Genomic DNA, 25,022 nt, shown 5'->3' with positions numbered 1-25,022 from the left:
ATGGTTTTGTTTTAGTGCAACGGTGTTTAACTAATTGCTTAACTTTTTTGACAACGCACTGCCTACTTAACGTGCAGTATTTATGGCCGTGTGTAGCCAGTGAGTAAGGTAACTACTCATGGCTTTTACAAGGCTTTTAGCCAAGCTCACAGCAAAAATTACAGCAAAGATTGCGCCAAGGGTTTAATCACATAATTGGCTTAGTTATCTGAACATTGCAATAGTTTATCGGTTTTTAACCCATTCATTCACTAATTAACGATACACTAGCGCTAATTGCTAAAAAAACATTTGTCATCATAAGGATAGATAATGCGCTTTGCCCCAAGCTTTCCACTTTCATTGCTAACTACGGCACTGTTATCGTCTGCCGCGCTTGCCCAAGAAACCAATGAGATAGAAAGAATAGAAACTACGTCTTCTCGTATACAAGGTAGTATGAATGCTTCTGGCTACGCGGTATCGTCTATCTCAGAAGAAACGCTTTCACTGCTTTCATTTCAGCATATTCAAGAGTCGCTTAACTATATAGCGGGGGCAGGCGTGCAGCGTGGTAACGGGCAAGAATATCTACCAGCCCTTCGTTCACCCGTGTTAACCGGTGCAGGAGCATGCGGAGGCATTTTAGCAGCAGAAGACGGTATTCCGCTTCGAGCAGCAGGCTTTTGCAATATTAATGAATTGTTTGAGGCCCATGGCGAGCTTGCTGAACGTATTGACGTAATAAAGGGCCCTGCATCAGCGCTTTACGGGTCTAATGCCATTCACGGTGTTATTAACGTAATCACGCCAGATACCACGCAAGGCGATGGTTTGCTAAGCGCTGATTATGGCTCCTATGGCTTTCATCGCATTAAGCTTAAAGAAGGGAAAGACTTCGGTAGTAGCGGTGTAGGTATTGCAGCTAGCGTAACTCGCGACACCGGTTACAGAGATGAAGAAGGCGTGGACCAAGAGAAAGTCTCGCTTCGCCACCGGATTGAGTGGGATAACACGGTTATCACAAGTGGACTTACCTATACCCATTTAGATCAGGAAACGGCTGGATACATAGTAGGATTTGAAAGTTACAAAGACACGCAATTAGCCAAAAGCAATCCTAATCCCGAGGCGTTTCGAAAGGCAGAAAGTTTCAGGTTGTGGAGTAAACTAGACACCACTTTTAATGGCGGTCACGCCCTTTCAATTACACCTTATGTACGTAACCAAGATATGCGTTTTCGCATGCACTTTCTGCCTGGAAAGCCTCTTGAAACGAATGCGCAACAAGGGTTTGGTGTACTGTCCCAATTCAACTACGTTATCAATGACAGCCTAAGTGCAGATATGGGGTTAGACCTTGAGTATACAGAAGGTGAGCTCACCCAATCTCAAGACAGCATTACCGAAGGCTCTGCGTTCTTGGTGGAAACCATACCCGTAGGTAAGCACTACGATTATGATGTAGACGCTACCTTGCTCGCACCGTTCTTTACTTTTAACTGGGAAACTGAGCGTTGGGCTATTTCTGCTGGCGGGCGTTTTGAGTCCATGAAATACGACTACACCAACAATATGAACGTAGGTCGTGTACGTGAAGATGGCACAGAGTGTGGGTTTGGCGGCTGTAGATATTCCAGGCCTGCAGATAGTGAAAATAATTTTGATAACTTCAGCCCCAAACTCTCAATTCGCTATCAATTAAATGAGCAAACTCAGTTGTTTGGAGGTGTTGCAAGAGGGTATCGCGCCCCTCAGGCTACCGAGCTGTATCGTTTGCAGCGTGCGCAGACTGTTACTGATCTTGACTCGGTATCGGCCGATAATATCGAAGTGGGCGTTACAGGTACGCTATTTGACGGCAGCTATACGCTAAGCCTTTACAGCCTGCAAAAAGATAACGTTATCTACCGCGACAGTGACTTTTTCAATGTGAGTAACGGCGAAACCTGGCATAGAGGCGTAGAGCTAGCCTTTGACCAAAAGCTTAGCGAGTCGCTGCGCTTAGACTTTGCTGGTACGTATGCCAGGCACACTTATGAACATAGTCAACTTTCAGGTGAGCAAGATATCAAAGGTAATGATATCGACACTGCGCCCAAGCTTCAGTTTAACACTCGATTAAGCTTTGATGTGTCGAAATCGGTACAAACTCAATTAGAGTGGCAGCATGTTGGACGCTATTTTACCGACGCTGAAAACCTAAACGAGTACGAAGGGCATGATTTAGTTCATGCTCGCGTGAGTTACAGTGTGAGTGACGATATTACGCTGTATGCGCGAGTGAATAACCTATTTGATACGGACTACGCTGAGCGCGCTGATTTTACCAGTTTCACTGGGCCGCGTTATTTTCCTGGGCGCCCTCGGAACTACATGATTACGGCGTCGTTTGCCTTATAAGCTTAAATAGATATGTGTAATAGATGACTATTAGTCCCAGAAATACAGACTATTGCCGTGATCCGCTTGTACCCCGCAAGCTTCAGGCGTAGTCTGTAGCCATCAGCATGGGTTTCAGTCATGCCATGTATAGCGCTTTTAACGGTAAGGCGGTATAGGTGGAATGATTGTTAATAGGTATACCCATGCAAAAAATAGTAATTGTTGGTGGCGGTGCTGGTGGTCTTGAATTAGCCAGTCGCTTAAGCCGCACCCTCGGGAGAAAGAAACAAGCCGAAATTACCCTTGTCGACCGCAGTCGAACCCATATCTGGAAGCCGCTCTTACATGAAGTGGCAGCTGGTGTAATTGATAAACATTCAGACGGTGTGGACTACGCAATTCACGCTGCGGCTCATCACTATCGTTTCCAATTAGGTGAAATGTGCTCGCTTAACGCGCAAGCGCAATCCATAACCTTGTCGCCTTTAATCGACGAAGAAGGGATGCAGGTTTTGCCCGAACGCGAGATTCAATATGACCAGTTAGTGCTGGCTGTTGGCAGCGTGAGCAATGATTTCGGGACACCTGGTGTTGCTGAGCACTGCTACTTTCTCGACTCGTTAAAGCAAGCTGAACGCTTTCACAGAGCGCTACTTAACCAGCTTATCCGAATTAATCAACAAGAAGACAAAGACGCCAAAATTAAAGTCGCTATTGTTGGTGCGGGGGCGACGGGCACGGAGCTGGCAGCTCAGCTTCACCACGTAGCGAATTTGTCGAAGGCTTATGGCATGCCAGAGATGTCTGCTTCTCGCCTAAAAATTTCTATAGTAGAAGCGGGCGATCGAATTTTACCGGCACTGCCTGAGCGTATAGCGAACTCTGCAAGAAAAGCGCTGCATAAGCTGGGTGTAGATATTAAAGAGCAGACCATGGTGGCTGAAGCCGATGCTAGAGGGTTGATCACCAAAGACGGTGGGCGCATTGATGCTGATTTAATGGTGTGGGCTGCAGGCGTTAAAGCGCCAGACTTCATAACAAAGCTTGAGCTTTTTGAAACAAATAGAGCGAACCAGATCCTTGTTGATAAGCAGCTTCGCAGTACAACGCAGCGAAATATCTGGGTGTTGGGTGATTGCTGTGGCTTTCAACAAGAAAATGGCAAGTGGGTACCGCCTCGGGCGCAGTCGGCTCACCAAATGGCAGATATTGTTGCACATAATATTACGTCGCTATTTACCCAAAAAGACACCAAAGATTTTACTTACAAGGACTATGGTTCCTTGGTTCACTTAAGTAAATACAGCACGGTGGGAAGCTTGATGGGCTCGTTATCTAACAGCAGTATGTTTATCGAAGGGCGCTTAGCTAAGCTGGTATACGTCTCTTTGTATAATATGCACCAATTTGCGGTACACGGGAAAATTAAAGGGGCCCTGAAGCTCCTTGTTAAAAAATTAAGTCAGGCCATCAGTCCTAAGCTGAAGCTTCACTAACTACCGACGAATAAGAAAGCCCCTAAATTGGGGCTTTTTTAATGCTCATTTTACTTCAACCGCTTTTCCAAAAAAGCCGTTCGAGCGTCTAGTCTGTAAAAAAGCATCGTTTAATGGTCGATAAAATACGCTAAACCCCTCTACTAAATGCGTTAAATAATCTTATAGTTTAAATAGGAAGTTTGAGAAATAGCTTCTAGCTTTACCTTGTTTTATTGGTTGAGGAAGTACCCTTTGCGCGTGTCATACGTTTTGCTGGCGTTTATGTTGCCAGCGCTATTTTCATCACTGATTACCGTCTCTGTTTCGGGAGAGGAAAGAAGTGTTCGAAATATGGCGAGCCAAGGAAATAGCGCCAGTGAGTTTTCAACCCTTATTAGCAACTGTGAAAGCGGTACTTATGAAGTATCTGATGATGATATTGATGATGGCCTTCCTGCATTTAATATTATCAGCAGCGTCGAGAAATACCGCTTTTCAGCCAAGAAAACAGTTGATGCAAACGCCTCTAACAAGCTGCGCGCCAACATCATTCGAGGACCGCCTTCTTTCACTTAATCACTTTAAAAAACTTATTTTTTTACTTTTGATTAGGAGAAAGGTATGCACGCCTTAAATCTATATAAAACCGAATCTATTGATACACTGGCATGGCCGGTTGTTGAAAACACTATTACCGTTAATTCATCTGCCATGGCTGTTTTCACAGACTTTAAGCAGCACCTACCACATGTTCTAGATGCCCGAACACCCGCGACAAAAGTAGAGTCGATTATGCGTCAATCTCATGTTCGTATGATGCTGGTGGTGAACAGTGAAAATCGTTTCATTGGGATTATTACCAGTCATGATGTAGGTGAACAGCAAATCATACAACGTTTAAGCGAGCTTAAAGTCAAACGCGAAGAATTAACGGTTCACGATTTTATGCGCCCTAAAACGTCGCTCATGTCTTTTGACTATACTGAGCTAACGCATTCATCGGTGGGTGATGTGATAGAAACGCTTAAAGATTATGGGCAACATCACTGTCTTGTGATGGACAGAGACAGTCACGAAGTTCGGGGTGTTATCAGCGTGAGCGATATTGCTAGAGAGCTGCGGTTGCCGCTGGATATTCAAGGTCGCCCTACATTTGCGGAGTTGATCACAATTCTTGCGGCATAAACTTCACATTTATAGCATCTATAATATTTTTCGCATTCAATAAATTTTGAACCATACTTTTACTACGCGTTGTACATAACACCGCGTAGTAAAAGGTACTAATCTCATACAGTATCTGAATATGTGCTATTCAATAATTTGCTGGAATAATTAGGTGGTTTAAATGCGGTACGCTCATGGTGAATTTATTGTAACTCGGTGTGGTGACGCCGTCGTAACACAAGCCTACGGACCTTGGAATCAGGAGTGTGTAAAAAGCTTTGGTAAGGAATATCGCACCAGCGCGGAAGGGTTATTTGGAAAGGTGTGGTGTAACATTGTTTGCGTTACTGGAGAGTCACTATTAATACCGGATGCAGAAGCGCTGCTGCGCGAGCGTACGGCGGCAATGCAACCTTTGGGGTTGACCCACATAGCGGTTGTATTAGGTGACTCGACGGCAAAGGCAACGACCAAAGGTCAACTCAAACGTGTGTACAACGGGCTCAATGTCGAATTTACGTTTGTTGAATTTATTGAAAATGCAGTTAAGTGGATGCAGGACTACGGTTTTAACATAGATTCAGAAGGCATTTCATCGCATCTAGCAAAAGTAGCATCGAAGTAACTCTCTCAATTTCATAAGCACTACTAACTTGGTATGTATTTCGCACAGTAGCTTGCAAAGAGTTAAAAGTATCTCCATCAAAATTGTTCGATGAAAGAGGCGAAATTATGAATAGATCACCATTTCCTACCAGTGTAGTAACCAAAGCATTCACTTGGGCTTATCAAGAACTTGGGTTAAATGTAAAGCAAGCTTCTGAAATATTAGGTATTTCTCCTTCATCTCTTGCGCAAACTACCTTGCTTGGTTTTGAAAGCGGCACAGCGGAGTACCGAAAGCAACTTGCATTTATTCGTATGTATCATTTACTCATCTCATTGTCAGAAGGGGACAGTGAACAAATGAAAGCTTGGTTTAGTAGCTACAATATTACGCTTGAATCGAGCCCTCTTGAGATGTGTAAGGAATACGATGGTATTGAGCGTGTGGCTGACCAGCTGCGTAAATTAAAACAGACTGAATCTGGCAGACAAAACGCGCTGGCTATTGTTGAGCTTTCTCACAATGCTCACACTTCAAAAATGGACGCTGTGTTTCATTAGTCGGCTTGTCGCGCTTTACCGTCAATCTCGACAATAAAATCTGCACAGATTTGCGCCTGAGTAATGGGTATCATGTGACCAGCGTCAGGAATTACTTTATGTTCAGCCGAGTCTATTGCCGAAGTGACAGCTTCGATATGCTCACTTGGCTTTAAAATAGTGTCCTTTTCACCATATAAGACGCCTACAGGACATTGGATTTCGCCATAAGATGACTGTTGTCTATGCAAACTGCCTTGTGCAGAGACAGTGTCTCGGCTTCCTTCATAAAAACTGCGAGAGTGAAGCGCAAGCAAACCACCTCCTTCAACAGAGAATGAAGCAGGCACAGGTTCTGGGTGAAAAATTTGCGCTACTTGCTTTCTACCCAACTTTGCTCTTAACGGGCTGGCGATGGTTTTCGCTACACTATTGCGCACGAATTCATTAGGTATATACAGTACGGAAAGTGGGCCTGCACCACCTTTAAGTGGCGTAGTTAACGGGCATAGCAATGACACAGAAGTGATTTTTTCAGGCGCGTCTATAGCCATTCTTAATGCAATACCCCCGCCCATCGAGTGACCCGCAATACTCGCTTTTTCAATGCCCTCTTTTTCCATCCATTCTAATAACATTTTGCTTTGCTGCTCAAAGCTGGCTGATGTGGTTTTGTATCGACTAGAAAAGCCGCTTCCAGGGCGGTCTACGGAATAAACCGTGTAATGCTGCGCGAGGGTTTTGGCTAATTCATTAAAGTTGTTACTATTGCCCAGTAAGCCGTGGATTAATACGAGTGATGGCCCATTTCCTTGTTTTTGCCAGTGAATAATTCCTCCCTCGACAGGAGTAAGCTTTCCCGAAGGCCTAAACGATGACTCTATGCTACTATCCATTTTTGCAGTAAACCAAATAAGACCTACAAAGATACAAATAACGATAAGTAAAATAGTCAGCATGCTGTGTTTCCAAGATAGGGGATAAATTAACCTATCGGGTTACCTTTTAACGGTCAAGTAAGCGATGAGTTATAGTCGCAAGTCATTAGCGTGATAAAGACGCAGTAAAAATAATACGCCATGCGACTAAGAGTATAGGAACTGATGTGGAATTAAAGATAACTAGCTCTATCTCGATAGATGAGGACGAAGCCGAACTTCAGGCTATTCGCGCTCAAGGTAGCGGCGGGCAAAACGTCAATAAGGTAAGTAGCGCAATCCATCTGCGATTTGATATCAATAAGTCGACGTTACCCGACAAGCTTAAAGCCAAATTACTGAATGCGAAAGATAGTCGCGTTACTAACGAAGGCATTTTTGTACTTAAAGCACAAAATTTTCGCACTCAAGAACAAAATAGAGAAGATGCATTAGCGCGCCTTGTCGCGTGGATAAAGGCGGCAACCGTAGAACAAAAGCCGCGTATAAAAACTAAGGTAAGCCGAGCAGCTAAAGCCCGTCGTTTAGATGTAAAAAAACAACAGGGCGCGAAAAAATCTATGCGTAAGAAAGTGGAATTTTAAGCAAAACTACTCTAAAGTATTAAGCCTGTTAGATGTCATTTCGCAAGACAACGGAAAATTCTTACAATAATAAATGAATGTGTCTTGTGCTTGTGCTAATTATTGGAACTTAGGGAAGCATACAAAGTGACGCGTTCGAACGTAATTCCTATGGTGCTATTTGCAGCCATAGTAGTTTCGCTTGGGATTAATACACCGCAAGCCGCAAACGAGATTATTGCTCGTTTGTTCAACAAATCTATATCTAATACCGAGCTTCAGCCTTCTCAGGAGGATGTTGATCGTTTTCAGTCAATTCTCACTGACAAATCAGAAAAAGAAGTTCGCGATATTTTGGCGCAACGAGCGCTTGGTAATAAAATTACTGAATCTGTACTTTCGGATTTCGCAGATAAAAACGCTATAGAGCCCAACGACAGCGAAATTCAGTCTGCTTATTCCGTTATTAAGCTATGGACCGTTGACTTAGATAGTGATGGCACTTATCAAGATGAAGAACTAGAGCGTTACCGTCTTGCAATGGCTGAAGGTATGGCAAAAAGCTGGAAAGTATCTAAAGCGCTGTATGAAGCCTATGGTGGTGATGTGGTTTTTCAACAAGACAACCCTTTAACACCTGTAGGTGCCTACCAAAAACTGTTTGAGCAGTATCGAGAACAAGGTGAGTTTGTCATTTACGACCCTGTCTTCAAAGCCGCGTTTTGGAGTTCGGTAAAAATGAAATATGCTAAAACTTACGACCCAGATAATATAGATTTTTCACTTCCCTGGTGGGAAAAGAGCATGACTGCTTCAGAAAAATAGTTCGAAAAGCCCTGTTTTTACAGGGCTTTTTTATTCTTTGCGAAAAAATAACTCCTCAGCGGAATAAAACCTTCCATCTAATCGTTATCTCAGTGTCCTTTATGAACAACGGAGATAATCGGATGAAAAAGTTAAATACTGCAATTGCATTGGCTTTAGGTATGGCGTCAACGTCGGTGTTGGCTCAAGAAGCAACCTTTTCGGCAAACGTTTCAGCTAATGCTTCAACGTCTACATCAGTTTCTCTAACAAATGGTGCAAACGCACAATCTGCTGCTCAATCAAGTATGCAGACATCGGCACAAGGCGACACAGTTACTCCAAGCCAAATGTCTACCGAAAGTTCTGCTAATGCTAGTGGACAGCTATTGGCAAGCCACACAGGCACTGACTTATCAAGCGGGCAAGAATTGAATCAAGCTCCTGAAGTCAATACCGAAGAAAGCACTGAAGGCAGCTCAGATCAAGCAGCGGCAAATGAAGTAGCACAAACGACTACTTCAAACACTAACCTCTTGGCAAATAGCGCTCAACAGCTGTCTACAAACGCAACATCTTCACTGGTTTCTAACTCGCAGGCTTCTCTTGAAGGCGTTGTTTCAGCGACATCAGACACGGCGAATTTAATGACAGCATCGGTGACAGGAACGCTTACGGGTAACGTGTCTGGTTCGACTTCAGCTTTGTCGTCAGCATTAGGATCTGTTGAACCGAATGTACAGCCAGAAGGTGAAGTGGAAAATGCTGCAGCAAGCACGGCTTCGGGAGCCGCTCAAAGTGCAGTAGAGGGAACCGTGACCAACACAGTAACGGGTACGGTGACCAATACTGTAACTGGCACTGTCGCTACCGCCGTCGAAGGGGCGATTGCTGCAACGGTAGCAAGCAATGTAGGAAATACGGTAGAGAGTACAGTCGAAAGCACTGTAGCGAACACTGTAGAAAGCACGGTAGAGGCATCGGTTGCAAACACTGTGGAAAGCACAGTAAACGATAACGTTGCTTCAAATATCTCGGGTGCATTAGGTCTTTAACGTATGGGCCTCAACGGTTAGGAGGAGGGAGAGCTCCCCTCCTAACTTCCTCGTACAACCCATTCATAGTTGAAAACACCGAGTTTCACTTTCTCTGTAGTAGGTAGTAATAATGAAAACCCCACCACTTCAACGTTCACTCAAGAAAATTTTATTTACCCTGGATAGTCGCAAATGCATCGGTCTTGCTACGGTTACCGCATTAATAGCCAGCAGTGCAGCCTATGCAAGCAACGACAGTCAGTCAAAAGTAACTAATGATGCAAGAAGTGCGGATGAAGAGAAGCAAGCGATCTCGTTTTCAGGCTCTGGTTATGTAGGCTATCGCCACGATAGTAACGTAAGTGTCAGTGAGCTGGACACAAATTCTAATGTGGACGACAGCGCTGTACAGTCAAAAGCACTGTTAAAAGTTTCAGTGAAGCCAACGGATAAGTGGGAAAATGAGCTCTCGATAAGTCAGGCAAATACCAAATACCAAACCCTCAGCGAATTTAATCTCGGGCTTACCAACTTATCTGCAAGCACTAAGTATACGTTAGACTTTGCAAAACTAGGTGCGCATTACTATCACGCCAGCGCTACGCTTGATGGGCGTGATTTCCTTACCTATCAACAATATGGTTTGTCTGCGGGGAAACTTTTAGGACAGAGAACTTATTTACGTATTAGTAGCGACCTTATCGACAAGAAGTTTGAGAACACCCCAGAGGACACACCAATTCGTGATAGTGAAGCTGTTGCCGTACGCAGTGACCTGTTTTACTTTTTTGAAGGGGAAGATTTTTTTCAAATTGCCCTTAAATACCAAAATGAAGATGCGCAGGACAATGCGTTTGATTATACAGGGAAGGGCATTGACCTTGCCTACACTTATCCATTTACGGTGTTTAGTAAGCCGCTTGAGTTCAAGGTTGCTTACCAGCTAGACGTGCGCGATTACGCTTCAGAACAAGATGGAGGTATAGGCAGGGAAGACGACAGGCACCTTGTTGAAATGAGTGCAGACTACGCCGTTTATGATCATGTGGATATCAAATTGTCTACCCAATACGGAGACTTTGCTTCTACAGTCGATGGAGCAAATTACCAAGAAACTATTGCCGAGTTAGGCATTAACGTTCATTTCTAGTGAACGTTAATGCCAATATGAATAGGGCTGTATTTTAAGGCAGTACGCCGAAGCCGAATACCTTGTCCCGTCCGGGGCTACCAGCATCTAAAGCTATTTTCTGCATTTTTAATAAGGCGGCGTGTCTTTGCTGCTCTGTGCGGAAAAAGCAGGCGTACAGCGCAGTGGCACGAGGGGAAGCCATTGAGGTTCCTGTTTGCCTAACCTTTTTTCCATTAGGGTGTGCGGCATCAACCGATACGCCAAATGCAGCGAAATCTACATAGTCACCTTGGTTGGCCCATCTGTATATTGCATGCGATTTATCCACTGCGGTTATGCCAAGTGTCTCTGGGTAGGCTGCAGGATATAAGGGTAAAGAGGCTGGCCCTTCGTTACCTACAGCTGCAATAACTTGTATGCCGTTTGTATCTAACTGTTGTATAACACGCGCTAAAATAGGATTGTCGGGCCCTGCAAGGCTCATGTTTATGGCATCAACCTGCTGTGATGCTAAATAGTTAAGGCCTTCAATTAACGACATAAGCGTTGCACCTTGGCTAACACTATTGCGCGAGTAAAATACACTAGCGTTAAATACTTGGCTTGACTCAGGTAGCGACGCCGCTATTAAGCTTGCTACTGCTGTACCGTGATCTGAGGAAAAGGCTACGGTATTTTCTTGGGAAGATGGCTGCCCTATAATTTTTCCATCACCTTCACTGCTCATATTGCTATCTTGATCATGCTCATTCTTCTGGCTTTGACCAACAATAAAAGAGGCTTGTTTTAGGCTAATGTGCGACAGCATTGGGTGGGTAGACACAACATGGGTATCAACCATCCCGATGCGCAAGGGTGTCGAACAAGATTCAAATTTTTGCGGTGATACTTTTGACTCATGTTTAAGCTCTGGTTCGCTTTTGTTCGTAGCCACTTCGTTTTGGGATAAGTAAATATGATTACGTCCTATTTGAGACTGCAGGTTTTTGGGTAAGCTGTTGCGAATATACGACACTTCATCTTCATCCCCTGTTACCTTTACTTTATAAAGCCACTGAGAGAGTGCAGGTAAAAACTGTGCCTCTAGTATTTCTATATTCGTGCCATTGAAATATGCTTTATCGGCTTCCTCACCTATAAAAAGCCACTCCTTTTCAACGGCAAGAAAACCATTTTCTAACCTAACTTCTTTGATAATTTTCTGACCCGACGCAGATAATATAGTCGTGGCCGTAGGAGCAACAAATTGGGGGGCGGGGACCTTGCCAACAACGCCTGAAGCCATTGAAGATAGGCCTCTGGCGCCATCGATAGACGTTTGCACCTTTCGTCTTGCTTCCTCTCGAATGCTCTTCAATTCCGAGGGCGCTCTATCAATTATTGGGCGAACCGGTGGAACCACTTGATTCAATGTTCCTGTAAGTTGCGCTTGGGAGATAGATGCTGCCAACAAGCCTGCTATCCCGACAAAGAGTGTGTACTTCATTTTGCTACCTTACTGAATACATGGGAGCAGTTCAGTGCCTTGAGAAGGAATGGCATAAATTGTGCCATGGTCATAAATAGAGTCTAAGTCACTGCTGCCATTTTATGTAGTGACGAATAGAAAGAAGAAAAATTCCGCTGAGTGTCGAAGAAGGGCTGATAACCTAAATTCACAAAAGCTTGAAATAAATTGTTATTCAACGGAATAAAAATACTCGTGGCTCGTTAATAGAGTATTGATAACGGAAATCTTCACGAAGGTACATGAAAATGAAAGATGAGTTGACCGAACTCGTCCCGTCATTACGAAAGTTTGCATACTCATTGACGGGTAACATACATGATGCTGATGATTTGCTTCAGAACACGCTAGAACGATTATTGAGTAAACCCATCCCTGAGCAAGTTACACTAATGGCATGGGCATTTAGAGTGTGCCGAAATTGCTGGATAGACGAATACAGGGCGAAGAAAGTGAGAACTAACGCTAGCGATACCCTTTCATATGAAGCGCAATCAGCAAATGATCATGTAGATATGGATGAAACGGTAACCCACTCTATGACATTGAAGCAGGTTTCAAGCGCCATGGATGAACTGCCTTGTGAGCAAAGAGAAACCCTCTCTTTGGTGGCAGTACAGGGAATGAGTTATGCCGACGCATCTGAAGTTTTACAGGTGCCAGCAGGGACTATAATGAGCCGTCTTGCCAGAGCCAGAACAAAAATATCAAAATTACTAAACGGGCAAAATGAGGTGCTATCGTGATCTTATCTGACGAAAAACTCTCTGCTTTCTTAGATGGAGAGCTTGATGCTGGAGAAATGGATACGGTTCGCGAGGCGATAGCACATGACGTAACGGTTTCTGACCGTCTTGCCGCACTTGCAGAAGTAGACAGAGTAGTAAAAGTGGCTGCAGAAAAGGCGACTGCAGTTGCGCTCCCTAAAGAAATCGTCGCGCTTTTGAGTGATGAAAGTCGCTTAAGTGAGAAAAGCGCAATACAGGGGCGTAGTAAACGTTTAAATGGAGAGGACTCAGCAAACCAAAGCACAGCGGAAAATGTGAGGCCGTTTCCTCAAAAAATGAATACAGCTGATGGCGCAAGCGGTGGACAAGCAAAGTGGAAAGGAGTTTCTTCAATTGCTGCCATAGCTGCAAGCGTGGCGGTTTTAGCTGGTTTGGTATTCTTTAATCAACGAGGTGCTGATACTTCACAACCTTCACACTGGGCTAATGTGTCGTCTGTGCTCGACAGTAATTTGAGTGGAGAGACTACCTCGTTTGAATCTGGCATAACCGTAACGCCTAAACTGTCTTTTTTAAACACTGACTTCAACTTTTGCCGACAGGCTGAAGTGACGTCTCAAGATGAACTAAATGTAATGATAGTTTGTAAAGACAAGCAAGGCGGCTGGCAACTTGCGGCCAGTAAGTTGGATGAGTTAGGCGCAAATACGGGGCAATATCAGACGACTACTAGCGCCAAACTGTTAGAAGATAAGTTAGATATGATGATGGCGTCCGCGCCATTAAACCGAGAGCAAGAAAAAAACGCAATTGAAGCAACTTGGCTAGCTGAGAAAGCCGAAGGAGTAGATGATGAAAACTAAAATTATGTTAGTACTTGCGGTATTGATTATGGCGGGCTGTGCAAGTCAACCTGATTATAGACAAGCAGATAAAGGCGGTTTTGGTTACAACGAAAGTAAGTTAAGTGATACCCAATACCGCGTACATTTTAAGGCAAAAGGAACAGATAAAGGGAAAGCCATGGACTATGCGATGTTGCGCGCTGCTGAGCTAACCCTACTGGAAGGCTATGACTGGTTTGTCGTTACCGACCGCGAAACCTTAGTAGACAAAGAAACGGTGCAGACCACGCCAACTACCGGCTTTAGCCAACGTTACGCACGCGTCACTGACTGTGGTGTACTAACTTGCCGTACGTCTTATCACCCCACTAGCCAATTTGAAACCGGAGTGTTTGTCGGGGGCTCTCAAAAAAGTGAAATCGAGAGTATTCTAAGCATAGAGCTGGGTAGAGGCACTCGGCCTACTTCGGCAACCAGTTTTGATGCTAGAGAAGTACGTGAAAATCTACAGCCGAAGGTAGATGAGTAAGTTATTTTTATCACTTGGAGCCGATAAGAAACGGCTAATAGATGGGCAAGCTTATCTTATTAGCCCGCCACAGCATTAGTCTTTAATACTGCATTAAAAACAAACAAAAAAGGCCACAACATTATGTTGTGGCCCTTTAGAATTTGCGATAACAAAAGCTAATATCTGTTAAAAACATTGCCTTTGTTTAATTACCTTAGGGTAAATATAAATTATTAATTGAAGTAAGCGTCTACTTCTTTTTCAGCCTCGTCGCGGCTTTTGCCGTATTCCTGCTGAATCTTACCTACTAATTCTTCACGGCGACCGTCAATTACATCTAGGTCATCATCAGTAAGCTTACCCCATTTCTGTTGTACCTTACCCTTCATTTCTTTCCAATTACCTTCAATACGATCATTGTTCATAACGTGCTCTCCTTATCCAAACAATTGGTTGAGAAAACTGACGAAAAAACTTGCCAGTTATACAAATAGCAGCAAATGGCATTCCATGTCATAGATCTTTGATTATCATGAATATTATCTGGGTGCGTAATCAATGAAACGGAATTTTTAATGCAGAATTTACAAACAGTTGCAAACACTACAGAACAACAGGTAAGGGATTAGGCTAAGTTTTTGGCAAAGGCTTCACTATCCTGTCTCTTTTCTATTTTATGCTGGTCTTCACTTCGACCTTTCTTCCAATAGCTACTGATATACAAACTGTCGTGAGCCAACGCTTTTTCATCCCTAAGCCATGTGCGGATAGCTCGCATATCTGAAAATTCACACGCAACCCAAACTGAAGGATTGCCTCCCAGCCAATCTAGCTGTGTAAGACTATGGGGCAGAGACTGTTCATAAACCCATTCCACCTTAACCCCTTCAGGCTTTTCAAGCTCAACTGCATCTTGTTGATCTTGAATTTTAATTACAGCATAGCCTTTGGCATGAGAGGGTAAAGCCGCAAGATGATTTCTTATACTGGGAAGAGCGGTCATATCGCCTGCTAGTAATACCCAGTCATAATCATCGTTTAAGCCTTTGCTTGAGCCTGGACCTGCTATTATGATTACGTCACCAGGTTTAGTACTTGTAGCCCATGCTGAAGCAGGCCCTGTTTTTCCGTTATCTGCGTGAATAACCATATCCAAAATCATTTCAGGCTTATCCGCATCAAAGTGAGCAACCGTATAAGTGCGCATTGCTACTTGGTCGATATCTGTAGGTTTGTTGAGCGGATTTCCGTTTTTATCGAACATAAGCTTTACATAAGCACCCGCCCCTACGGCAGGGAAAGTGCGGAGATCTTCACCACCTAAAAAGACGCGCTGCATAGTAGGGGTTATACGAACAGATTGTGTCACAACAGCTTGGCGGGGTTGGGGTTTAGGCATTAGGTTCTCCTTAAAAATCTAAGGGGATTTTATTTGATAATAGTTCTCATTACCATTTCTTTAGGTGGAACGATAACGTTTGTTAAATTCTATTTTTTAGATTAAAGGGAAGATATTTAAAATACTGGCTTCAATTGATAGATAAGCACAGCGAAGTGGGGGTTATTTGAAAGTACTTATGTGAAAAATAGCAGGCAAAAGAAAAGGGGCTAAGAAGCCCCTTAAAAAACCACAACATAACTTGGAAAACACATTTACACACCACAAAGACGCACACTCAACGACTTCATGTATTAAGTAAGATAGCCCAATCCCGAAAAGGTTCCGCATTTTTAAAAATAATTGGTAAAAAAATAAATACCTTTGAAAAACAATTATGAAACTACAGGTGCGCACCTGTGATGCTAGTCTTTAAATCTTATCTGTGGCGGCTAGTTCTTTGCAGCGCTACATAGACTACACAAGAGGTGACGGCAATTAGCACTGACGCTACAGCGAAAGGTAAGGCAATATTAACTTGATATACAACTGCTGCGAGTGGTGGCCCTATAACATAGCCCATGGCGGTAGTGGCTGTAATTAACCCGGTAATGGTCGCTTGTTGAGAAGGCGCGCAATAGGTTGTTGCCGCTGCTGCTAATGATGGGTAGGCCATACCCATACCTAGCCCCATCAAAGCCATGGCAATATAAAGCACAAACAATGAATGTTGAAGGAACAGTAACAAGTACGCCAACCCCAATAGAGGAAGTGCGAGAGTGATCATTGTTTCTTTACTTAAACGCCCTTTTTGTACCCAACCAAATTGTGCGGTGAGAGAGGCTGCGGCGCTGACCATCATTGCAAAACCCACCTGTCGAGCAGCTTCAACGGGCGTGTAATGATAAAAATCGATAAAAAAGAAGCCTAGCGACTGCTGCATCATTGCCATAGCGCAAAACACGCAAATACATGCAGCAACAAACACATACGGCACTTTGGTGGGTGCTTGATTGTCTTTGCTAGCATGCACAGCTGCCTGTTGCTTAGATAAAGGGGGTAAAACTGGCAGCTTAAAATACACCAGTGCCAGTGCTAACAAGGTTAATAGAACAATACTGTACAGCGGAGCTAATAAGCCGAAACCCACCAATAACCCAGCGTAAGCTGGACCGACAATTTGCCCGACATTGCTTGCAGAGGTCACTTTACTAATAGCACTTACCCGAGCCTTCGGTGAACTTATAGCGACAGCGTAACCTACAGCAGAGGGGGGCGTTGCCGACATAATGGTAGATTGCAAACTGCGACTTATCAGTAGCGCTAGGAATAAGTTTGTACCACTGATAATGCCAGAAAACCCTGCCATCCACGCGCTAGCAAAGGCAAAGGTACCTAAGCTATAGCCAGTAAGGCCCACCATTAGTATTCGTTTGAACCCTGCACGCTTTGCTACTTTGCTCCATACATTAGTGCCAAAGGCGAAAATAAGGGCGGAGCTCGACATGATTGTTGCTATATGAAACTCTGAAAGGTTGGCTTGTCGCCCCATCGAGGGAAGCGTGGTTAGCATGACGCTTTGACCGACAGATGTAGCTAGCAATGCACAGAAGAGAACTTTAAAAACAACAGTAGATGCGGATGGCGATAACACGCAGGTAGCTCTTTATCTATGCGAACTGGTATTGTTTATATTATCACAGTTGAGGATAAAAAAATGCCCGCCAAAGGCGGGCCAAAATCAGAGGTATGTAAAGGCCGGGATGGGCCTTTGAGGGGAGAGGAATGTCGTCGGGTGACAACTCACTAATAATATCGACGACATTACCAGTGTCCTCACTATGGTTTCGCTGAAGCAACACACACGTACTTCAACGAATCCAAATAGGGTCAACAATCCCTTGCTGCACGAGACATCACTGTCAGTGCTTGCGATGTAGGCACTCAGAGCTTGTTTACAATCCTTATGAAACAAGAGCCATGCGTCCTGCGAGTTTATCTAGGTTATCTTTTACCTAACCTCATCATCGACCAGCAATTTAACGAATGCTCTACAGGTATCCTTCAATTTCAAACACTGACTCATCCATTCATCCTTGGTAACCATTCCATATGCTTCCTATGTCGTCACCTTCAGTCTTTGATATTTACGTAATCTGGCCTCTCCGTCGCTAAAGCCGTCCTGGCTACAAATTAAGTTCTGCGTTTATCCGTTAGTCTAATGTATGCGTGATCTGTGCCAATCTTTTTTTTATGGGGTTGGGGTGTTTTAACTTGTTGATATTGAAAGGTTATTGTCGTTATCTTTGACGCTTTTATAAAAAACGTATTTTGCATGTGAGATACGGCTATGTAGTTTTTTCCCATTAATGTGTATCAAATTACAAACATTTAATTACAGCGGTTTTATCTCTGCCAGTTTCTTTGGCTTCATAAAGGGCTCTGTCTGTATCTTCTAAAATGGCAGTAGCGCTTTGCGCGGACTCAATTACTTTTAATCCTGCTGAGAATGTTAATTTAATGTCTGCACAGAGTTGACTTGCAGAGGCTATTTTTAGCGTCTGACGGAAGCTATCAAGCTGTTTGTAAATTTGGTCTTCTTTAGCGCAATGGAATATAAACAGAAACTCTTCACCTCCTAACCTGCCCATATCGACGTGTTTAGTAAAAAGCTGTCGCGCAGTGCGAGCGAATAGGCGCAATGCATCATCGCCCATTTTGTGACCATAGTTATCATTGATAGATTTGAAGAAATCGATGTCTAACATTGCTACGTAAAATTTTTCGTTAGCCGCTTCAAAGGTGGCGAGAGATCCTTCCAGTAACTCTAGAATTTTGACCCGGTTATAAAAGCGGGTTAATGCATCGGTAGTAGCAAGCCGCTCTAACCTTTTTTGGTAACGCGCACGCTTAATGTAGAGTAAAAACAGTAGTAAGCTAAGTATTAGACATAACCCAGTGATTACAGCCAGTAAAAAGTTTCGTTGCTGGTTAAGCGCAAGCTTTTCTTCTTGTAATTGAGTGATAGCTTTTAAGTCGCTATTTTCTGCCTGAATTTCGTCTAGTTCGTAAAGCGTTCGTATTATTTGCTCACGCGACTTATCTAGTGATTCGGTTATTTTCTTATTTAATTCAATGTAGTGCTTGAGTGCGTCTATCGTATCTTGCTCGTTGCCAAACCTCTCAAGAATAGACAGTTTAAGATAAGCGGCTTCCAAATGGGCAACGCCTGCTTCTGCGCTCGCTATTACCTCTTCTGCAAGCCTAACCATCTCTAATGCCTCTGTTTTGTCTCCGCTGGACAGCGCCAGACGAGAAAGCGCTATAAGCGAGTTAAAGTAAATAGTAGTAGAGTCTAAATCACGGGCTAGGTCGCTTGCTTCTTCAAATAAAAGGCGAGCGGCGCTGGCTGCCTCAGAGGTATTCCCTTGCACTAACAACATTTCCCCTTTGCCGAGTAGGGCTTTGGCTAGTAGGAGGGAGTTATTGTTTTTTCTTGCAATCTCTATGGCTAATTCAAAAAAGCGCGCGGAGTCTTTATAGTTTGAAAGCCCTAGCTCTGTTCGAGCAAGCTTTTCTGCTACCCGACTTTGATTAACAGTGTTTTTCTTTTTAACCGCAAATTCATAAGCTTCGTTTAAATATGCTTTTGCTTCTTCGAATTTAGACTGCTGCAAATAAATAGTGCCTATCAGACCAGCAATATGAGAGGGGGGGACTTGTGTCTTGAACTGTGTAGCTAATTCATAAGCGGAGAGATAGTTATCAAGAGCAAGCTTAGGTTCTTCAATATTTTCAAAAGTAGTACCTAGTGTCATTAATACGCCAATATTCAATTGTATTACGCCGTGGTTCATAGACCACTGCTTAACGGCGTTGAGCAAGCTAATCGATTCTTGTATTTCGCCTTTGCGTGAAAGTATTTTGGCTTTGAGCAATTTTGCGCGTTGCTGCATTAGCCTACTAGCGTAAACATCGCTTATGCATTTCTCTGCGAGTGCTAAAGCTTCATCATATTCGCCCTGTTTTTCTTTACCTAAGGCATAAAGGTATACCCATTCATGACGTTTTGGAGAGAACTGATTTGAATCGAGCAGCGACTTTAATCTAGCCATTTCTTTTTCGGGTGCTCGATGTAGCGCTTTGATACTGGCTATAACTTCATCGTTTGGTGCAGGGTTGATTTGGTTTGTAGCAGCGTAGGCGGGCTTTAACGCGAGAAGGGTGAGCAATACACTTGTGACAAAAAGTCCAGTTCTAGTCATTCAACTATGCGCCTATTTATAAAAACTCCATTCACTAAAATATAGTCATTCGTTTCGAGCTTCGACAATATTGAGCTAAGTTTCTTGTTATGAAGGTCTCAATCAACAATGTGGGTAGATAAACGTAAAACTTACTTTATTGAAATATATTATGTTATAACGTATTTTTATTTCTTTGATGGGGCATCTTTGTGAAATTTTTTGTCACGCTTCCTAGCGTTAAACTTGGTTTAATTGCGACACTACTAATGTTAGTTAGCGCGTTAAACTTAACCCAAGCCGCCGATTACGAAGAAATTGACTGGGTAGCCCTTATGCCCGAGGACGATTTGAGCGCGCTTTTAAACAGACCTGAGTTTTTAAACGATATTGCCGATGGATCTGCCGCCGACTCAATTGATGATTTTGCTTCAAAGCAGTTTGAAGATGAACAAGCCCAGCGATATCAGCAAGCTTTAGTGTCAACCCGGGTAATAGATGAATTTGATGGTAAAGCCATTCGCATCCCCGGATTTATTGTACCTTTAGAGCAAAATGAAGAACAAAAGGCCACTGCCTTTTTCGTCGTACCGTATTTTGGTGCTTGCTTACATATGCCGCCACCACCGCCTAATCAAATTTTGTACGTTGAATACAAAGAAGGTGTCGCAGTAGAAAACTTGTACGATCCTTATTGGTTCGAAGGTACGGTAAAAATCGACAACCACGAAAGTGCACTGGGTACATCAGCCTATTCATTAGTGCTAGACAGCTTTACGCTGTACGAGGAGTAACTAACATGAAAAAGACGGTCGTTGCAGCCACTCTTTTATCGAGCTCAATAGTATTTCATAGCAGTGCATGCGAACTGCACGCGGGAATGGGTAATATGCAGTTTGGTTTTCAGCATCCTATGATGCAGCAGCACCTAGCGGCAGCGAAAGAGCCACTTATCTCCCTTAATATCGATAGGAAGCATGAAGTGGCAAAGCTCGAAGCGTCTGCTGTACCTCTGCGATTTACCATTCCTTCGAACTATAAAGAAGTGAGTGTAGATGTAATGGCAAGCGACGGCGTAACGCTACTTTCGCCGCAGCGATTCGCCCTGGTCTCGGCTAAAGGTGAACAAGCTATTAGCTTTCAGGCAAAAGAAGAGGGCACCCACGAACTCGTACTAAAAGTGTATGCGCTTAAAAAGAATGTGCCAGTCACTTATACGCGCAAAGTAAAAATTTTAGCGAGTTAGGCGCTGAATGCACAAATGAAGCGCCCCTCTTTTGCTTTACTGGCTTTCTTTATTGCATTCGCCGCATTAGGTGCGTTCGTCGGTTTAGGGCTTAATGGCAAACTTAATGGCCTTATCGGATTTTTCAGCAGTGACGTTGTTATTTATCAAGACGGCACGCGACTGCAGGAAACCCAACAGTATCAAGTTTTAACTTGGGATGCCTTGTTACCCGACGCCGAAAAGGCGCTGTTGGGCAAGACCCAATCGACTCAAAATCCTCAGCAGAATTTACCTCTTCACGAACAGGTATTTCAGTCTATTCAGCGTACGTTCGACGATGAGTATCAACAAGCGCTGATTTCAGTGAATACGGTTGATACATTTAACGGAGAGTATGTTGAGCTTAGCGGGTTCATTGTACCTGTTGAAGCAAATGCAGAGCGTGAAATAACGGCATTTTTCATTGTTCCATATTTTGGCGCATGTATTCACTATCCGCCGCCTCCGCCGAATCAAATTGTGTTTGTTTCGCTGAATAATACCCAAGAACAAGGCGGTATTAGGGGAATAAACATTCAGCAGGCTTATACTTTCTCGGGTGAGTTTTCTACAGGGCTCTATGAAGACCCTCAAGGAACATCGGCTTACCTACTAGACGTAATAGAAATAAAGCCCTATTCAGGATTGGGAAATGGTATTAATGATGGAAAAGCGGAATCTAAGAATGGCGCTTTCCATATAGAAAGCGACATTCGTTAATCTTATTTTTTCAATGTACTACCAAGAACCGTACATTGGGTTTGGCAGAATGAAAATCTCTGTACCAACTCGAGGCATTAGCGCCTCAACATTAGCAGATTCTTGGGTTACGCCGCCCACATCTTCAATATTGTCGCCAATTTGCATGATAATAGTGTGAGTTGCCGACCAAGCTGATGCTGTGTTGTTAGATGTATTTGAGCAAGCTATCTTGCCGTTAATAAGCTGCATTCTTCGCAAGTCTTTGTCATTAACCATACCTTCTTGTCCGACTGCTTTTTTATCTTCAGCAGTACGGCCAACTACGCAGGTATTGCTGGTGGTCAGCGGTAAACCTTGTGCTAAAAGATTATTCCACGTGTGCTTATCAAGCGTTTTATCGCGATTCGTAATAAGCGCCACTTTTCCATTTCGCTTAATAACCTCGTCGATAAAATCAGCGACGCCGGGAACCAGTGTGGCTTCTTCACGCTTTACCCAGTCAGCCCAGCTTTTTGATGAATAACCTAAGCCGACACTCTCGCGCTCTTTTTGGTAGGTACTATTATCTAGCACGGTTTCATCAACATCCATGACGACAACGTCGCCATTAGCAAAACGCGTAGGCAGTGCGGCAATGGCTTGGTTGTACACAAAGCTTGAAAGAACAGGGTACTCTTTGCTACTGGTTTGGTATATCACAGCGTTAGACAGCGTATGCGCTTTTTCACCGGCCAGCGTGGTAGATGGTGTTGACGAGCATGCCGCGATAACTGATACCGCAGCGCTAATGCACGCTAGTTTGCTGATATCAGCGAATTTTTTTACAGATAACAATGTTATTTTCCTTTTATCGTTTTCTCTGCTTGCGAATTTCAACGTACACAACCATGTATGATTTTATCGGTGAACCGGGCCTGATATTTCAGCGATAGCGTCGTGTGCATGCAGACTTTCTTGATGTTCTACTTTTACACGAAAATAGGTTGCTTGGTAATACGTACTGAACGCGGCATGTAGACGTCTTACCGAATCTTCAACGAACATTAGGTTTTCGGCATTGCGTTTTGCAAACGCCTGCTCATCTTCTCGCTTAACCGCGGTTTGAAGCGGCGTGCCCAGCGCAGTTTCTACTAAGTCGATAATGCCTACGAAGTCGGGAATATCGTTATTAGCCAAATCCAAGGTTATATCGGCAAAAGAGCGCTGGGCATGCGCTGTGGCGATGCTGGCTTCTTTAGAAGCAAGCCAAGCGCCCATTTCTTCTACAGTTGCTTGCTGCCCCTCAGATTGCATTCCAGCAAACTGCTTGCTCTCAAACTGTTTGCTCTCAAATTGTTCCAAAAAGGCCTCTGCCAATGCCTTGCGTGAAAGTGATGCAGAGCATGGGCACGTACTGGAATAAGGCACTCTTAGCTTGAGCTGCGCTTTGTAATGCTCTGATGTACGCATTACACACAGTGAAGCAGGGTAGGATTGATACCCTGACGTTTTACTAATAAGCGCTGGACGCGACACGGCTAGATCAAAATGCAAATTTAATTGTGCGCTTTTACTGAGCCCATCTTGCGAATCGATAAGCGCGTTCATTAAGCTTGTTAGTGCCGACTTGTGAAGATCCTTATTGCTCAAGTACTGCTGTAGCAGCTTGTACAAACGAGACATGTGAATGCCTTTGGCGTTGGGATGATCTAAACTCACTGTTACATCCACCTTTGCCTGACTGGCTAAACGCTCTCCGCGTTTACCTAATACGTGTAGCGGTATTGCAATACCCTGCATCCCAACACTATCAATAGCAGGAACTTGAGCAGTAGATTGCTCAGTAGTGACATCGGGTAGTACCGTGTCGCGATGATCGAAACTAGACAAAATGACCTCTGACTAAAACCTTAAAGACCCTTACATCGCTATATTTTTAAGCGTCGCTCAAAAGAACAAACGTTTTTGATAAAGTGATGAAACTAATAGGTGTGTGATTGTGCTGTCTCTCGCTCTTCGCAGGTCGAGCCCTGAGTAGTTTCTCTGAGCCGGTAATTGGCAATATGCGCACTGACAATAATTAATGAAGCGACTACCGTGATTGTTACTTCACCATATTCGCCAAGCACCTCGTGCCCTAAACCTACCCATTCGACCAGCAGTGGGCTGCTTAGCAATGTAAGACCAGTAGCGCCAGCTAATACCACCCATTTATTTCGGTGGTGTAAATAGCCTACTGACAGCGCAAAGGCGCCAATAGGCAGTACAAAAAACAGTAGTATTTGATGGAAGGTTTCATCATTGAGAATAGACACGCTTGCCAATGCCGGTATTGAAATCAATAGAATAGGCGTTAATAAACAATGGATGACGCAAAGCGATGAAAGGGTCATAGCGATTTTGTCTGAAATGAGCTGCACTTTTGGCATTGCGCTGCTTCCTTGAGTTACAGAATTCATAGTATTTCCGAATATTGCTATGGCGCATGCTTCATTAATGAAACTTGCGCCTCAGAGTATAAAAATAATTAGTTGGTAATGGATAACGTTGGCTGACTTGGGGTTATTTCCATAGCGCCTTGCCCTTTGTTTGTTACCCAAATAGTGTTGACATGCTGCAAGCTTGGCCAATGGGAAAACCCTGTCATTTCAATACGCTTAAGAGGTTCTTGGCAGCTAAGCAGGTACGCTACGCGAAAATCAGAATGGGTGTTGTGATGGGCGTCGCTTTCGTGTTCACTGTCATGCTCATCATGCTCATCATGCTCATCATGCTCATCATGCTCATCATGCTCATCATGCTCATCATGCTCATCATGCTCATCATGCTCATCATGTACCTCGGCTATTTCCCAAGGGCTCTCAAGGGTGGTATCGAGCAATTCACACGTATTGCTAAGGGAAAAAATGTCGTCGAAGCGCAGAAACAATTCCTGCATGTTCTGATAGTGTTTCTTTTCGTCAGCTGTGGTCGGTGTGTACTCAAACCCCAATACATCGGCAACAGGTAACTGAAGCACAAACTGCCATTCACTTCCCGCTTGTAGGATTTGTAGCTTTCCTTCGCCGTGAGTATGCGGCGCAGCATGAACAGCGCTGATAACCATTCCAGCCAAGTTCAATCCAACAAAAGCACCCACTTTAAGAAAAGCTGAAGAGGCGCGTAGCGCTTTTTTTGATTTTTTCCACGTAATAGAAATGGTTTTCATTTTTATCTCTTGCCTAAACGTTAC

The 25,022-nt window shown here is 43.8% G+C and carries 26 protein-coding genes; 16 read left to right on the top strand and 10 right to left on the bottom strand.

The features are described 5' to 3' along the window. The first annotated feature begins 312 nt into the window (after nucleotides 1–312). From ACXAGK_RS13485 to ACXAGK_RS13460, 6 genes are all read left to right on the top strand, one after another. Complete coding sequence (locus ACXAGK_RS13485) at nucleotides 313–2,382, top strand: TonB-dependent receptor (protein WP_474856624.1); 2,070 nt, start codon at nucleotides 313–315, stop codon at nucleotides 2,380–2,382. Between the two features lie 185 nt (nucleotides 2,383–2,567). Next, nucleotides 2,568–3,860 (top strand): NAD(P)/FAD-dependent oxidoreductase, encoded by a 1,293-nt coding sequence (locus ACXAGK_RS13480; RefSeq protein WP_474856623.1) that lies wholly within the window; start codon nucleotides 2,568–2,570, stop codon nucleotides 3,858–3,860. A gap of 240 nt (nucleotides 3,861–4,100) precedes the next feature. Further along, nucleotides 4,101–4,418 carry a hypothetical protein gene (locus ACXAGK_RS13475; protein WP_474856622.1) on the top strand — a complete coding sequence of 106 codons (318 nt, stop codon included), beginning with the start codon at nucleotides 4,101–4,103 and terminating at the stop codon, nucleotides 4,416–4,418. Between the two features lie 45 nt (nucleotides 4,419–4,463). After that, nucleotides 4,464–5,027, top strand: a complete 564-nt coding sequence (locus ACXAGK_RS13470; protein WP_474856621.1) for a CBS domain-containing protein — start codon at nucleotides 4,464–4,466, stop codon at nucleotides 5,025–5,027. Between the two features lie 163 nt (nucleotides 5,028–5,190). Next, complete coding sequence (locus ACXAGK_RS13465) at nucleotides 5,191–5,634, top strand: hypothetical protein (RefSeq protein ID WP_474856620.1); 444 nt, start codon at nucleotides 5,191–5,193, stop codon at nucleotides 5,632–5,634. Between the two features lie 107 nt (nucleotides 5,635–5,741). Beyond that, on the top strand, nucleotides 5,742–6,176 hold the full coding sequence (locus ACXAGK_RS13460; RefSeq protein ID WP_474856619.1) for a hypothetical protein: 435 nt from the start codon (nucleotides 5,742–5,744) through the stop codon (nucleotides 6,174–6,176). On the opposite strand, the gene ACXAGK_RS13455 is transcribed toward ACXAGK_RS13460, so the two are convergent. Then, the gene (locus tag ACXAGK_RS13455) at nucleotides 6,173–7,114 is read right to left on the bottom strand and encodes an alpha/beta fold hydrolase (protein WP_474856618.1); all 942 of its coding nucleotides are present in this window, start codon (nucleotides 7,112–7,114) and stop codon (nucleotides 6,173–6,175) included. The two genes, ACXAGK_RS13460 and ACXAGK_RS13455, sit on opposite strands and share 4 nt — an antisense overlap. 146 nt (nucleotides 7,115–7,260) lie before the next feature. Between ACXAGK_RS13455 and arfB the strand changes: the two genes are divergently transcribed. From arfB to ACXAGK_RS13435, 4 genes are all read left to right on the top strand, one after another. Next, nucleotides 7,261–7,677 (top strand): alternative ribosome rescue aminoacyl-tRNA hydrolase ArfB, encoded by a 417-nt coding sequence (gene arfB, locus ACXAGK_RS13450; RefSeq protein WP_474856617.1) that lies wholly within the window; start codon nucleotides 7,261–7,263, stop codon nucleotides 7,675–7,677. Nucleotides 7,678–7,803: 126 nt separating this feature from the next. Then, a complete protein-coding gene (locus ACXAGK_RS13445; protein ID WP_474856616.1) occupies nucleotides 7,804–8,481 on the top strand; it encodes a SurA N-terminal domain-containing protein in 678 nt (225 codons plus the stop codon). 122 nt (nucleotides 8,482–8,603) lie between these two features. Further along, nucleotides 8,604–9,515 carry a hypothetical protein gene (locus ACXAGK_RS13440; protein WP_474856615.1) on the top strand — a complete coding sequence of 304 codons (912 nt, stop codon included), beginning with the start codon at nucleotides 8,604–8,606 and terminating at the stop codon, nucleotides 9,513–9,515. A 112-nt stretch (nucleotides 9,516–9,627) separates the two neighbouring features. Continuing rightward, nucleotides 9,628–10,647: an outer membrane beta-barrel protein gene (locus ACXAGK_RS13435; RefSeq protein WP_474856614.1), complete on the top strand. Its 1,020-nt coding sequence runs from the start codon at nucleotides 9,628–9,630 to the stop codon at nucleotides 10,645–10,647. A gap of 34 nt (nucleotides 10,648–10,681) precedes the next feature. Here ACXAGK_RS13435 and ACXAGK_RS13430 read toward each other — a convergent pair whose 3' ends face one another. Further along, a complete protein-coding gene (locus ACXAGK_RS13430) occupies nucleotides 10,682–12,115 on the bottom strand; it encodes a S8 family serine peptidase (RefSeq protein ID WP_474856613.1) in 1,434 nt (477 codons plus the stop codon). Between the two features lie 269 nt (nucleotides 12,116–12,384). Between ACXAGK_RS13430 and ACXAGK_RS13425 the strand changes: the two genes are divergently transcribed. The 3 genes from ACXAGK_RS13425 to ACXAGK_RS13415 are packed head-to-tail and all read left to right on the top strand — an operon-like array spanning nucleotide 12,385 to nucleotide 14,238. Further along, nucleotides 12,385–12,882: an RNA polymerase sigma factor gene (locus ACXAGK_RS13425; protein ID WP_474803878.1), complete on the top strand. Its 498-nt coding sequence runs from the start codon at nucleotides 12,385–12,387 to the stop codon at nucleotides 12,880–12,882. Beyond that, entirely contained in the window at nucleotides 12,879–13,727 is an 849-nt protein-coding gene (locus ACXAGK_RS13420; protein ID WP_474856612.1) for an anti-sigma factor family protein, read from the top strand. Before ACXAGK_RS13425 ends, ACXAGK_RS13420 begins: the two co-directional genes overlap by 4 nt. Continuing rightward, nucleotides 13,717–14,238 carry a CC0125/CC1285 family lipoprotein gene (locus ACXAGK_RS13415; protein ID WP_474856611.1) on the top strand — a complete coding sequence of 174 codons (522 nt, stop codon included), beginning with the start codon at nucleotides 13,717–13,719 and terminating at the stop codon, nucleotides 14,236–14,238. Before ACXAGK_RS13420 ends, ACXAGK_RS13415 begins: the two co-directional genes overlap by 11 nt. Nucleotides 14,239–14,453: 215 nt before the next feature. On the opposite strand, the gene ACXAGK_RS13410 is transcribed toward ACXAGK_RS13415, so the two are convergent. The 4 genes from ACXAGK_RS13410 to ACXAGK_RS13395 form a co-directional block, all read right to left on the bottom strand. Beyond that, the gene (locus tag ACXAGK_RS13410; RefSeq protein WP_012519989.1) at nucleotides 14,454–14,645 is read right to left on the bottom strand and encodes a CsbD family protein; all 192 of its coding nucleotides are present in this window, start codon (nucleotides 14,643–14,645) and stop codon (nucleotides 14,454–14,456) included. 200 nt (nucleotides 14,646–14,845) lie between these two features. Next, nucleotides 14,846–15,619 carry a siderophore-interacting protein gene (locus ACXAGK_RS13405; RefSeq protein ID WP_474856610.1) on the bottom strand — a complete coding sequence of 258 codons (774 nt, stop codon included), beginning with the start codon at nucleotides 15,617–15,619 and terminating at the stop codon, nucleotides 14,846–14,848. 418 nt (nucleotides 15,620–16,037) lie between these two features. After that, complete coding sequence (locus tag ACXAGK_RS13400; RefSeq protein ID WP_474856784.1) at nucleotides 16,038–17,201, bottom strand: MFS transporter; 1,164 nt, start codon at nucleotides 17,199–17,201, stop codon at nucleotides 16,038–16,040. Between the two features lie 778 nt (nucleotides 17,202–17,979). Beyond that, on the bottom strand, nucleotides 17,980–19,863 hold the full coding sequence (locus tag ACXAGK_RS13395; RefSeq protein ID WP_474856609.1) for a tetratricopeptide repeat-containing diguanylate cyclase: 1,884 nt from the start codon (nucleotides 19,861–19,863) through the stop codon (nucleotides 17,980–17,982). Between the two features lie 191 nt (nucleotides 19,864–20,054). On the opposite strand from ACXAGK_RS13395, the gene ACXAGK_RS13390 reads away from it, so the two are divergent. From ACXAGK_RS13390 to ACXAGK_RS13380, 3 genes are read left to right on the top strand one after another with little or no spacing between them, the layout of a single operon-like run. Further along, nucleotides 20,055–20,636 carry a DUF3299 domain-containing protein gene (locus ACXAGK_RS13390; protein ID WP_474856608.1) on the top strand — a complete coding sequence of 194 codons (582 nt, stop codon included), beginning with the start codon at nucleotides 20,055–20,057 and terminating at the stop codon, nucleotides 20,634–20,636. Nucleotides 20,637–20,641: 5 nt separating this feature from the next. Beyond that, nucleotides 20,642–21,088 carry a hypothetical protein gene (locus ACXAGK_RS13385; protein WP_179984904.1) on the top strand — a complete coding sequence of 149 codons (447 nt, stop codon included), beginning with the start codon at nucleotides 20,642–20,644 and terminating at the stop codon, nucleotides 21,086–21,088. Between the two features lie 15 nt (nucleotides 21,089–21,103). Next, complete coding sequence (locus tag ACXAGK_RS13380) at nucleotides 21,104–21,829, top strand: DUF3299 domain-containing protein (protein ID WP_474856607.1); 726 nt, start codon at nucleotides 21,104–21,106, stop codon at nucleotides 21,827–21,829. Nucleotides 21,830–21,847: 18 nt separating this feature from the next. Here the strand turns inward: ACXAGK_RS13380 and ACXAGK_RS13375 are convergent, their stop codons facing one another. The 4 genes from ACXAGK_RS13375 to ACXAGK_RS13360 all read right to left on the bottom strand — a co-directional run bounded on the left by ACXAGK_RS13375 (nucleotide 21,848) and on the right by ACXAGK_RS13360 (nucleotide 24,998). Then, nucleotides 21,848–22,645 carry a 5'-nucleotidase, lipoprotein e(P4) family gene (locus ACXAGK_RS13375; RefSeq protein ID WP_474856606.1) on the bottom strand — a complete coding sequence of 266 codons (798 nt, stop codon included), beginning with the start codon at nucleotides 22,643–22,645 and terminating at the stop codon, nucleotides 21,848–21,850. A 63-nt stretch (nucleotides 22,646–22,708) separates the two neighbouring features. Then, on the bottom strand, nucleotides 22,709–23,680 hold the full coding sequence (gene folE2 / locus ACXAGK_RS13370) for a GTP cyclohydrolase FolE2 (RefSeq protein WP_474856605.1): 972 nt from the start codon (nucleotides 23,678–23,680) through the stop codon (nucleotides 22,709–22,711). A 92-nt stretch (nucleotides 23,681–23,772) separates the two neighbouring features. Next, nucleotides 23,773–24,249, bottom strand: coding sequence for a MerC domain-containing protein (locus tag ACXAGK_RS13365; RefSeq protein ID WP_474856604.1), 477 nt, complete (start codon nucleotides 24,247–24,249; stop codon nucleotides 23,773–23,775). Between the two features lie 68 nt (nucleotides 24,250–24,317). Next, entirely contained in the window at nucleotides 24,318–24,998 is a 681-nt protein-coding gene (locus tag ACXAGK_RS13360) for a ZrgA family zinc uptake protein (protein ID WP_474856603.1), read from the bottom strand. Nucleotides 24,999–25,022: the final 24 nt, after the last annotated feature.

It is taken from the genome of Alteromonas sp. ABM1_013, assembly GCF_056160505.1.
This window is presented reverse-complemented; position numbering and strand designations above follow the sequence as displayed.